The 11,234-nt window shown below is 47.5% G+C and carries 9 protein-coding genes; 6 read left to right on the top strand and 3 right to left on the bottom strand.

Going from position 1 to position 11,234, the window contains the following annotated elements:
* Positions 1-27 precede the first annotated feature (27 nt).
* Together IDJ77_RS14775 and IDJ77_RS14770 are read right to left on the bottom strand one after the other, a co-directional pair.
* Positions 28-609, bottom strand: a complete 582-nt coding sequence (locus tag IDJ77_RS14775) for an RNA polymerase sigma-70 factor (protein ID WP_191189743.1) — start codon at positions 607-609, stop codon at positions 28-30.
* A gap of 22 nt (positions 610-631) precedes the next feature.
* Positions 632-1,807, bottom strand: coding sequence for an aldose epimerase family protein (locus IDJ77_RS14770; protein WP_191189742.1), 1,176 nt, complete (start codon positions 1,805-1,807; stop codon positions 632-634).
* Between the two features lie 367 nt (positions 1,808-2,174).
* Between IDJ77_RS14770 and IDJ77_RS14765 the strand changes: the two genes are divergently transcribed.
* The 6 genes from IDJ77_RS14765 to IDJ77_RS14740 all read left to right on the top strand — a co-directional run bounded on the left by IDJ77_RS14765 (position 2,175) and on the right by IDJ77_RS14740 (position 10,139).
* Positions 2,175-2,882, top strand: coding sequence for an NUDIX hydrolase (locus tag IDJ77_RS14765; protein WP_191189741.1), 708 nt, complete (start codon positions 2,175-2,177; stop codon positions 2,880-2,882).
* Positions 2,883-2,983: 101 nt separating this feature from the next.
* Positions 2,984-4,690 carry a ribulokinase gene (locus tag IDJ77_RS14760; protein WP_191189740.1) on the top strand — a complete coding sequence of 569 codons (1,707 nt, stop codon included), beginning with the start codon at positions 2,984-2,986 and terminating at the stop codon, positions 4,688-4,690.
* Positions 4,691-4,692: 2 nt separating this feature from the next.
* Complete coding sequence (locus IDJ77_RS14755; protein WP_191189739.1) at positions 4,693-5,394, top strand: L-ribulose-5-phosphate 4-epimerase; 702 nt, start codon at positions 4,693-4,695, stop codon at positions 5,392-5,394.
* 56 nt (positions 5,395-5,450) lie between these two features.
* A complete protein-coding gene (locus tag IDJ77_RS14750; RefSeq protein WP_191189738.1) occupies positions 5,451-6,815 on the top strand; it encodes a glycoside hydrolase family 27 protein in 1,365 nt (454 codons plus the stop codon).
* Between the two features lie 52 nt (positions 6,816-6,867).
* Complete coding sequence (araA, locus tag IDJ77_RS14745) at positions 6,868-8,358, top strand: L-arabinose isomerase (RefSeq protein WP_191189737.1); 1,491 nt, start codon at positions 6,868-6,870, stop codon at positions 8,356-8,358.
* A 74-nt stretch (positions 8,359-8,432) separates the two neighbouring features.
* Positions 8,433-10,139: a sodium:solute symporter family transporter gene (locus IDJ77_RS14740; protein ID WP_191189736.1), complete on the top strand. Its 1,707-nt coding sequence runs from the start codon at positions 8,433-8,435 to the stop codon at positions 10,137-10,139.
* Between the two features lie 141 nt (positions 10,140-10,280).
* Here the strand turns inward: IDJ77_RS14740 and IDJ77_RS14735 are convergent, their stop codons facing one another.
* A complete protein-coding gene (locus IDJ77_RS14735; protein WP_191189735.1) occupies positions 10,281-11,129 on the bottom strand; it encodes a metallophosphoesterase family protein in 849 nt (282 codons plus the stop codon).
* Positions 11,130-11,234 lie beyond the last annotated feature (105 nt).

Raw genomic sequence — 11,234 nt, 5'->3', positions numbered from 1 at the left:
CACCGGCTCCGCAGCAATGAATATTTATTACACTTCCGCCCGCTGCACTATAGCCATAGCCGGTTTCTGCGCCCTTGCTATCGCCTGCGCCACCTGTTTCAGGGCGTTACCCATGTGGTACTCTACCGTTTTTACCGAGATATCCAGCAGGTCGGCTACTTCGCGGTATTTCAAGCCATCTTCCTTCACCAGTTTAAAAACCACTTTACATTGGTCGGAAAGTTTATTCACTGCGTTACTGATCACCCGGCTCAGGTCGGCACAGTTTAGCCTGTCGTCGGTGGTCGCCGTGTCGGCAATTTCCGTCTTCATATCATCCAGGCAAACTTTCCCGGGCTGCTTTTTGCTGAGCGAAGTAAGCGACTTATTCTTAATAGCGGTGTAGCAGTAGTACGAAAAATTATTGATCTCCGGCAGCCTTGCTCGCTGGGTCCAAAGGTTCATAAAAACATCGTTGGTAACCTCCTCTGCAAGCTCATCAGCCTTTACATACGATTTTGCCAGCCAAAAAAGCTTATCGTAATAATACAGGTACACCCTTTTAAAAGATGCCCGGCTATTACTTGCGGCAATATCGTTAAGCAGATATTTCAGTTCGGTTTCCAACATCGCTGTAGGGCTGTGCCGTTTATTATTTGTTTAAAAACTTGTAGGTGGTGCTGGTATGGTAAGTTTGGCCCGGTTTCAACACGGTTGAGGGGAACGCAGGCTGGTTCGGCGAATCGGGGAAATGCTGTGTTTCCAGGCAAAATGCCGAGCGCAGCGGGTAAGCCTTGCCGCCTTTACCATCGTGCGTGGCACCGGTTAAAAAGTTACCACTGTAAAACTGCAAACCAGGTTCAACGGTATAAACCTCCATCGTAATGCCTGTTGCCGGGCTGCTTGCAATAGCAACCGGTTTAGTGCCATCGTTTTTGTTCAGTACAAAATTATGATCGTAGCCTTTACCGTTCGTTAACTGCTCGTCGGTAACGCCGATGTCTTTCCCAATAGCTTTTGCCGTAGTAAAATCGAACGGTGTACCCTTAACCGGCTGAATTTTACCGGTCGGTATCAGCGTGGTATTTACCGGGGTGAAGCCATCAGCAGCTATCATCAGCGTATTATTCAGGATGGTGCTGTCGCCCTCGCCGTTCAGGTTAAAGTAAGCGTGGTTAGTTAAGTTTACGATGGTTTCCTTATCCGTATTGGCGGTATAGTCTATTTTCAAAGCGTTATCATCTGTAAGGGTATAGGTAACCTTAACGGTTAGTTTACCGGGGTAACCGCCTTCGCCATCGGGCGAGGTATAGGTAAGGTTTAGTGTTTGGCCGCTTTGCTCGGCATCAAACACCTGCCCAAAAAAGCCTTTAAGCCCCCCGTGCAGGGTATTAACGCCGTCGTTCACATCGGCCTGGTAAGCCTTGCCTCCCACCGTAAACTTGCCTTTGGCAATGCGGTTACCGTAGCGGCCAATGATAGCACCAAAATAAGGCTCCCCTTTTTTCTGATAGGTTTGCACGCTATCGTAGCCTAATACTACATCAACCAGTTTACCTGCCTTATCGGGCACCAGCAGGCTAACCACCCTGCCACCATAATTGGTGATACTAACACTGGCACCGCTTTTATTGGTAAGTGTATACAATTTGGTGTTTTTGCCGTTGATAACCGCTTCAAAATTCTTTGGGTTAAGGGTACCTGCAACCGCGGTAACGGCAGCGCTATCCTTACTATCGGCGGTACCTGTGGCCGGGCCTTTGCATGCGGCGAATAAAAATATCGCGCAGCCGCTTAAAAAAACAAGGGTGTTATTTTTTGCTCTCATAACTAATAATTCCTGAAATTGCGGCTAAAAACGTAGCGCTTTTTAACCCTTTTTTATGTTATAATTGGTGTTTTTTTGTAAATACATGCCGATTTCTGCAAGTAACTTCGGGCTGTTGCCGGCGGTTTTCACCGTTTTTCTCTTATTTTCTGCGTGTATTTAAAATCGAAGGTAAAATTAAATTTTATTAATTGTGAAATAAACACTTAAAATATTTTCAAAATATTAGTGTGATTTATACACTATTGTTATATGCCTTTATAGCCAAAAAAGGGGGATTTCTTAACATTAAATAAATAAATTATTTTTTATCAACTCCCGTAAACTATATTTGCCCGCAACAACTATACAACCACCCAGCACCATCATGACTAAATATTCTAAACAAAGCAGGTTTTTAGTAGCGGTAGATTGTATTGTTTTTGGTTTTGATGGAGAAACCTTAAAACTATTGCTGATCAAGCGCAGCTTTAACCCCGAGAAGGATAAGTGGAGCCTGATGGGCGGCTTTGTGCAGGCCAGCGAAAGCCTGGACCAAGCGGCTAACCGCATATTAAAACAACTAACTGGTTTAGAGGGTGTTTACCTGGAGCAAATGTACTCTTTCGGCGAAACAAACCGCGATCCGATAGAGCGAACCATATCGGTAAGTTACTTCGCGCTGGTAGATATACATAAGTACGAAAAACAAATAAGCACCGATTTCCACGCGGAATGGGTACCCTTAAAACGTATCCCCAAGCTCATTTTCGATCACCAGGACATGGTAGAACTGGCTAAAAAGAGCATCCGCTATAAGGCAGCGTTACACCCTATTTTGTTCGAACTGCTCCCCTCCCGCTTCACTTTACCCCAGCTGCAAACCCTTTACGAGAGCGTTTTTAACACCAGTATTGACAAACGCAACTTCAGTAAACGCGTTTTAGCCACCGGTTTGCTTATTAAACTAAATGATAAGGATAAAGCCGGTTCTAAACGCGGCGCATACTATTACCAGCTAAATATGCAGAAGTATTATGCTAATTTTCAGGCGTTTATAAACATCATCCCTAACCCGGATTCCCTTCAGAACTAAGTGGCTAACTGCCTTCTACAAAAAAATTAAATGTTTTTTTGTAAAAATTTCTTTTTGTAAAAAAATAAGTGTTATTTCGACACTCAATTATAACACTAAATATGAGTAAGGATCAATACGTGATCGGGGTCGACTATGGGTCGGATTCGGTACGCTCAGTAATTGTTAATGCAGCAAACGGCCAGGAAATTGCTTCCTCGGTGTTTAATTACCCCCGCTGGCGCGATGGTTTGTATTGCGTGCCGGCAGAAAACCAGTTCAGGCAACACCCCTTAGATTATATAGAAGGACTGGAAACCACCATTAAAGATTGTATAAAACTTGCCGGCGGCGAAGCTATCGCGCAGGCTATCAAAGGCATATCGGTAGACACCACCGGCTCTACCCCTGTAGCGGTTGATGCAACGGGTACCCCACTTGCGCTATCGCCGCAGTTTGAAACCAACCCCAACGCCATGTTTGTGTTGTGGAAGGACCATACGGGAATTAAAGAAGCTGAAGAAATAAACGCCCATGCCGAAAACTTTGAACCCAACTACCTCAAATATGTAGGCGGAATTTATTCTTCGGAATGGTTTTGGGCCAAATTGCTACATGTAGTACGGGTGGATAGCGAAGTTGCTAACGCCCTGCACTCCTGGGTAGAGCATTGCGACTGGGTGCCATTCCTGCTAACCGGCGGCACAAATGTAGCCGATATTAAACGCGGCCGTTGCTCAGCGGGGCACAAGGCGCTTTGGGCAGAAGAATTTGGCGGCTTGCCGCCCGATGAGTTCTTTAGCTCGCTCGATCCGCTTTTAACGGGTATCACCTCAAAATTATATAAAGAAACTTATACCGCCGATGTTGCAGCAGGCAACTTAAGCGCGGAATGGGCCGAACGCTTAGGCCTCTCTACCGATGTGGTAGTAGGTACAGGTGCTTTCGATGCGCACATGGGTGCCGTTGGCGGGCAGATCGAACCTTACTTCCTCAGCAAAGTAATGGGCACTTCTACCTGCGATATTTTAGTGGCGCCATCTGCAGAGATAGATGGTAAGCTGGTTAAGGGCATTTGCGGGCAGGTAAACGGCTCGGTTATCCCTGGCATGGCCGGTTTAGAGGCCGGGCAATCCGCCTTTGGCGATACCTATGCCTGGTTTAAAAACCTGGTGAGCTGGCCGGTTAATAACCTGTTAGCCCAATCTACCCTGATAGATGCCGCTACAGCGGAGGCTTTAAAAGAAGAACTTTCCGAATTGATCATACCTGAATTAGCCAGGCAGGCGGCTTTGTTGCCGATAGAAGAAAGTAACGAACTGGCAATAGACTGGTTCAATGGCCGCCGTACGCCGGATGCCAACCAGGCATTAAAGGGCGTTATCAGCGGGCTGAATTTAGGCAGCGATGCCCCACGCGTTTTCCGCGCGCTGGCAGAGGCAACCTGTTTTGGTGCCAAAAGTATTGTGGAGCGCTTTATCAGCGAAGGCATCCCGGTTAAGGGGATCATCGGCATTGGCGGGGTGGCCAAAAAATCGCCTTTTGTGATGCAGATGATGGCCGATATTTTGGGAATGCCCATCCGTATCCACCAGTTTAAACATACCTGCGCATTAGGCGCTGCCATGTTTGCAGCGGTTGTTGCCGGCATTTACCCGGATGTGGAAGCCGCCATGCAAGCCATGGGTCGCGGGTTCGACGTGAGCTACGAGCCAAACGCTGCCTTGAATGAAGTGTACGAAAAACGCTACCAGCAATACAAAACCCTGGGCGGCTATATCGCGCAGCAAACCGCGCTTAAAGCAAATACGCAACTTCAAAACGCTTAAGCATGAGCCAGTATCAACATATTAAACAAACGGCTTACGACGCCAATATGCAGCTGCCCAAACTTGGGCTGGTGCTGTTCACCTTTGGCAATGTAAGCGCTGCCGACCGGGAACTTGGCGTATTTGCCATTAAGCCCAGCGGTGTGCCTTATGACGAATTATCGCCCGAGAAGATGGTGATCGTTGATTTTGACGGCAACACCGTTGAAGGCAGCCACCGCCCATCGTCTGATACAAAAACCCATGCGGTTTTGTACAAAAACTGGCCAAAGATTGGCGGTATTGTACATACGCATTCCACTTTTGCTACGGCTTGGGCGCAATCGCAGCGTTGCATCCCAATCTTCGGCACCACCCATGCTGACCATCTCACTACTGATATCCCCTGTGCTCCGCCCATGAGTGATGAAATGATACAAGGCGATTACGAATACCAAACCGGTTTCCAGATCATCGATCATTTTAAAGAGCTGGGCTTAAGTTACGAAGAGGTAGAGATGGTATTGGTAGGCAATCACGCCCCGTTTACCTGGGGTAAAACAGCCGATAAAGCCGTTTACAATAGCGCCGTTTTGGAGAGTGTTGCCCATATGGCCTACCTCACCGAGCAGATAAACGCCAATGCGCCGCGCCTGAAAGACGCGCTGGTGAAGAAACATTTCGAACGCAAACACGGACCGGACTCTTATTATGGACAGGCTTAAGAGGTTGGAGATTTAAGATTAGAGGTTAGTTAAAAGAAGAACACGCAGCCATAAAAATGAAATTACGTTACCTGATTGTTATTGTAAGCGCCTTTATCGGCATCAGCGCATCGGCACAAAATAAAGTGGCCGCTACCCCGCCAATGGGCTGGAATAGCTACAACTGTTTTGGCTCGGCCGTGCACGAGGACGAAGTAAAGGCCAATACCGATTATATGGCCGAAAAGTTGAAACCTTACGGTTGGGAATACATCGTGGTTGATTTTTTATGGAGCTATGATAACCCGCCGGGTAGCAACATAGGCAACCCCTTCCAGATGCGTTTGGGAGATGGCTCGTATGTGCCATGGCTCACCATGGATAAATGGGGCCGCTTGATGCCTCAGCCTAATAAATTTCCTTCGGCACTCGATGGTAAGGGTTTTAAATCATTGTCGGATTATGTGCACAGTAAGGGTCTGAAATTTGGTATCCACGTAATGCGCGGCATCCCGCGGCAGGCGGTTTGGAGTAAATCGCCCATAAAAGGCACCAATGGCATTACTGCGGATATGGTTGCCGATACCAACTCCAAATGCCCCTGGATGAACCATATGTATGGCCTCAACATGAGCAAACCCGGCGCACAGGAGTACCTGAATTCGATATTAGAATTATACGCCAGCTGGGACGTAGATTTTATTAAGGTTGATGATCTATCGCGCCCATACAGTAACGCCGAAGTAGAAGGTTACAAAAAGGCCATTGAAAACTGTGGCAGGCCGATGGTACTGAGCCTCTCGCCGGGCGAAACGCCGGTTGCCCAGGCTGCCCACGCCACCCAATACGCCAATATGTGGCGCATGGCCGATGATTTTTGGGATAACTGGAAAGAGATATTGCACATGTTTGATTACGCCAAAAACTGGGAAGGCGTAGGCGGCCCCGGCCACTGGCCCGATGCGGACATGATCCAGATAGGTAAGCTTTCTAAACGCGGTCCGGTTGGTCAAGAGCGTTACAGCCGCTTTACCGAAGACGAGCAATACACCCACATGACCTTCTGGAGCATTTACCGCTCGCCCCTTATGATAGGTGGTAACATGCCCGAGAACCGCGACCTGGAACTGAAATTATTTACCAACGCCGAGGTGCTGGCTGCTAATCAACATGGCGAAAACCCTAAACAGCTTTACAAAAAAGATGGGGCGATGGTTTGGTACTCACAGGTACAGGGCAGTAAAGATCTGTACGTGGCGCTGTTCAATATTGGCGATGCCAATAAAAGCGTGGCGGTAGATCTGGCGGCCATCGGTATTAAAGGCAAAGTAAAAGTGCGCGACCTTTGGAAGAAGCAGGACCTGAGCCAGTTTAAGAAAGCCTATCAGCAAAACATCAACCTGCACGGTGCAGCGTTGCTCAGGATATCACCCATAAAATAAACAATACAAAAATCACTCATTCGCTAATTCACTCAATCACTAATTATATACAATGATCGATCTAAAAACATTTGAAGTTTGGTTTATTACCGGCAGCCAGAATTTATATGGAGAAGAAACCTTGAGGCAGGTAGCCGAGCACTCCAAGCATATAGCTGAGGGCTTAAACAGCGCGGGGCAAATGCCTGTACGCGTGGTTTACAAACCCGTGGTAAAAAGCACCGAGGAGATCTACCAAACCTTGCAGGAGGCCAATGTTGCGCCAAACTGTATCGGTATCATCACCTGGATGCACACCTTCTCCCCTGCCAAAATGTGGATCCGCGGGTTGAACATCCTGCAAAAACCAATGCTGCACCTGCATACGCAATACAACCGCGATATCCCATGGAGCAGTATTGATATGGATTTTATGAACCTGAACCAAAGCGCCCACGGCGACCGTGAGTTTGGCTTTATGGTATCGCGCCTGCGCAAAAACCGCAAAGTAGTGGTTGGCCACTGGCAGGATACCGAAGTTTTAGGTCAGATAGATGCCTGGGCACGTGCCGCCGCAGGCTGGTACGACTGGCAGGGCGCAAAATTTGCCCGCTTTGGCGATAACATGCGTTTTGTGGCCGTAACCGATGGCGATAAAGTAGAAGCCGAAACCAAGTTTGGTTTCTCGGTAAATACCTATGGCATAGGCGACCTGGTTGCCGTGATAGATAGTATCACTGAGGCCGAGGTTACTGCACTTACCGATCTGTACGAAGCAACTTATACCATGGATGCCTCGCTTGCAAAAGGCGGCGAAGGATATTCATCTGTTTACGAGGCAGCTAAAATTGAGCTTGGATTAAAAAAATTCCTGGAAGATGGCGGCTTTAAAGGCTTCAGCGATACGTTTGAAGACCTGCATGGCATGGTACAATTACCGGGCATTGCATCGCAGCGTTTAATGGAAGCAGGTTATGGCTTTGCAGGCGAAGGCGATTGGAAAACCGCCGCTTTAGTGCGTGCATTTAAAGTAATGGGCAGCGGCCTTGCAGGTGGCAACGCCTTTATGGAAGATTATACCTACCACTTCGATCCAAGCAACGAACTGGTTTTGGGCTCGCACATGCTGGAGATAGACTCGTCGTTAGCTAATGGCAAGCCATCGTTAGAAGTGCATCCACTTGGCATCGGCGGCAAAGCGGATCCAGCTCGTTTAGTATTCAATGTAGCTGGCGGCAATGCACTAAATGCTTCGCTGATTGACATGGGTAACCGTTTCCGTTTGCTGATAAACGAGGTGGAAGCCGTGGAGCCGCAAAATGATCTGCCAAACCTGCCTGTAGCACGCGTGCTATGGAAACCACTGCCTGATATGAAAACAGGCTGCGCAGCATGGATCTACGCAGGTGGCGCACACCATACCGCCTACAGCCAGAATTTAACCGCCGAGCACCTGCAGGATTTTGCAGACATGGCCGGCATCGAGTTTTTGCGCATCGGTAAGGACACCAACATTGCGCAGTTCCGTAACGAATTACGCTGGAACGAGGTAGCATACCGTTAACATTAAAATGCAGGCAGCCCGGATGGGAATGGCTGCCTGCTTACATTAAAACCAATTAAATTAAACCATATTAAATGAATAAGTTCACTACTATAGATTACGTCATCTTCGTTGTCTATTTTATTATAGTATCCAGCTATGGCTACTGGGTTTACAGCCGCAAAAAAGTAAAAGGCGTATCAGACAGTAAAGATTTCTTCCTTGCCGAAGGCTCGCTTACCTGGTGGGCCATTGGTGCCTCGCTTATCGCATCCAACATTTCTGCCGAGCAGTTCATCGGGGCCAGCGGTACGGGGTTCGCGGTAGGTTTGGCTGTGGCCGCCTACGAATGGGTAGCCGCCATAGCGCTCATTATTGTTGCCGTGTGGTTTGTGCCGGTGTATCTTAAAAATAAGATCTTCACCATGCCGCAGTTCCTCCATAAGCGGTATAACGAATCCATGAGTTTTATCATGGCCATCATCTGGCTGTTTATGTATGTATTCGTTAACTTAACGTCCATCCTTTACCTTGGCGCGCTGGCACTAAATAACCTTATCGGCGGAGATACAAGCAGTATGCACATTATCATCATCGCGCTGGCTGTGTTTGCTTTGTTTATCACACTGGGTGGTATGAAGGTGATCGGCTTTACAGATGTGATACAGGTTTTGGTATTGGTAATTGGCGGCCTTGCTACTACCTATATCGCCCTTACCTTAGTAAGCGAAAAGTTTGGTTACGGCAAAGACGCTATAGCAGGTTTCAACGCCATGCTGAAGGATGCGCCGGAACACTTTAAAATGATATTAGCCAAACCAAAACCGGGTGCACCGCAGGCCGATATCGACAAATACCTCACACTGCCGGGCATTGCCATGTATTTTGCAGGGCAATGGATAGTTAACCTTAATTATTGGGGCTGTAACCAATACATTACCCAGCGTGCTCTTGGTGCCGACCTTAAAACCGCGCGTACAGGCATCCTGTTTGCCGGTTTAATGAAACTGGCGATGCCAATCATTGTGGTACTGCCTGGTATAGCTGCGTATGTGCTTCACAAAAATGGTGCTTTGCAGCAGGAGATGATGTCGGGCGGTAAATTCAATTCCGATAATGCTTATTCTGCCGTGCTTGGCTTTTTGCCAACCGGTTTAAAAGGGCTTTCGGTAGCGGCACTTACAGCTGCTATTGTGGCATCACTGGCGGGTAAAGCAAACAGTATCTCTACCATATTTACGCTGGATATCTACAAAAAACACATGGACAAAAATGCCAGCGAACACAAAATGGTGAACGTTGGCCGCTGGGTTATTTTGGGTGCCATGGTACTTTCCATCGCCCTTACCTGGAAAGATCTTTTGGGTATCAGCGGCGAGGGAGGCTTCACGTTTATCCAAAAATATACCGGCTTTATTAGTCCGGGTATCTTCGCCGTATTCATTTTAGGTTTCTTCTGGAAACGTACTACGGGTGCTGCTGCGATAGCCGGTATATTAACAAGTTTCGCAATGTCGGTACTGTTTAACAACTATGCACCGGAATTATTCGGGCACGAAACATTCCTGTACACCGCGTTCCCGAGGGCAAACGGCACCTGGGAAATTCCGTTCCTCATTTGTATGGGGCTGTCGTTTTTGTTCACCATCATCGTGATGGTGGCTATAAGCTTTGCAGGGCCGAAAATTAACCCTAAAGCTTTTGATATTGATAGGAGCATGTTTAAAGTGGACAAGACCACACTTGCGCTTATCATTGTAACCCTACTGTTGTTAACCGCGCTTTATGTGAGGTTCTGGTAAGGTTTTAATAACGTCCTTCCTTGTTTATATTGGCAATACCAAAGGCTGACCGGGCTCCCGCCCGGCAGCCTTTATTATTTTAGGCCGGTCTTTCCGCATCACGTTCCGAAGGCTCTCTCTGAAGACACCTCCCAAAAAATGCTATAGCTTATTGCTGTTCAACACAGGGTTTTGGCTGGCATTTACCTGGTAGGTATATATTTTATAGTCGTCATCTATCTCCACAATACGATAACCTTTGTAGGCGGTACCCCAGTCGCCGCCGATGTGCGAATCGAAAAAATGCGGGAACCTGTTACCAGTATATCTCACCCCGTCGAGCGCATGATCGTGGCCGTGGAACGCGGCTTTTACATTCGGGTAGCTATGCAGCATATCCAGCGTTTCGGGGCAATCCAGGAAGCCCTCGCCCTTGATCCATTTTATCGGCGGGATATGCAAAATCACAAAAACCACCTTTTTACCGGTAAATTTATCCAGCGATGCTTTTATAAAGCTATTGTTGGGGCAAACATAGCCACCCTTTATATCCGCAGTGTTTGCTAAAACAAAGGCTATGTCACCATGCTCCACGGTGTAGTTATCCTCGTAGCTAAACACTTTCTTCCATACGGCGGCATCCGCAAAATCGTGATTGCCGGGGATGGTATGGTAGGGCACATTCAGCTTATCCAGGTATTTAGTTTTTATCTCGGGAAGCAGATCGGGCCGGTTATGCACCAGATCGCCGTTTACGATCACCATATCCAGGTGGTTTTTGGCGTGGTCGTCGTTAAGCCATTTAATCAGGTTGGCGGTGTTCTCTTCAAAGGGGGTGCCCGGCTGCGCGTAATGGATATCAGATGCAATAGCAAACCGCAATTTTGGCTTGGCAACGCTGCCACTTTTATATTGGCTGCCCGGGTTTGCAAAACTATTTATTGCCGGTAAAAGCGTTAGCCCGGCTATAGCGGTTAAACTTGTGCCGATAAATTCCCTGCGGTTGCTCATTTGTTTTTTTAGTAAAAATAAGCGCTATATATTAAATCAGTATCAACAGCAATTTATTTTATCGGGTTTAGTTAACGTTAAATAAAAAAGGCCCCGGGGGGATGA

It is taken from the genome of Mucilaginibacter pankratovii (assembly GCF_014773265.1).
Lineage (GTDB): Bacteria > Bacteroidota > Bacteroidia > Sphingobacteriales > Sphingobacteriaceae > Mucilaginibacter > Mucilaginibacter pankratovii.
The sequence above is the reverse complement of the archived record's forward strand: the minus strand, read 5'-3'. Positions and strand labels throughout refer to the sequence as shown.

Excerpts from the sequence above, each read along its gene's own strand:
- IDJ77_RS14775 (WP_191189743.1), bottom strand. The coding sequence starts at position 609 with ATGTTGGAAACCGAACTGAAATATCTGCTTAACGATATTGCCGCAAGT.
- IDJ77_RS14770 (WP_191189742.1), bottom strand. The coding sequence starts at position 1,807 with ATGAGAGCAAAAAATAACACCCTTGTTTTTTTAAGCGGCTGCGCGATA.
- IDJ77_RS14765 (WP_191189741.1), top strand. The coding sequence starts at position 2,175 with ATGACTAAATATTCTAAACAAAGCAGGTTTTTAGTAGCGGTAGATTGT.
- IDJ77_RS14760 (WP_191189740.1), top strand. The coding sequence starts at position 2,984 with ATGAGTAAGGATCAATACGTGATCGGGGTCGACTATGGGTCGGATTCG.
- IDJ77_RS14755 (WP_191189739.1), top strand. The coding sequence starts at position 4,693 with ATGAGCCAGTATCAACATATTAAACAAACGGCTTACGACGCCAATATG.
- IDJ77_RS14750 (WP_191189738.1), top strand. The coding sequence starts at position 5,451 with ATGAAATTACGTTACCTGATTGTTATTGTAAGCGCCTTTATCGGCATC.
- araA (WP_191189737.1), top strand. The coding sequence starts at position 6,868 with ATGATCGATCTAAAAACATTTGAAGTTTGGTTTATTACCGGCAGCCAG.
- IDJ77_RS14740 (WP_191189736.1), top strand. The coding sequence starts at position 8,433 with ATGAATAAGTTCACTACTATAGATTACGTCATCTTCGTTGTCTATTTT.
- IDJ77_RS14735 (WP_191189735.1), bottom strand. The coding sequence starts at position 11,129 with ATGAGCAACCGCAGGGAATTTATCGGCACAAGTTTAACCGCTATAGCC.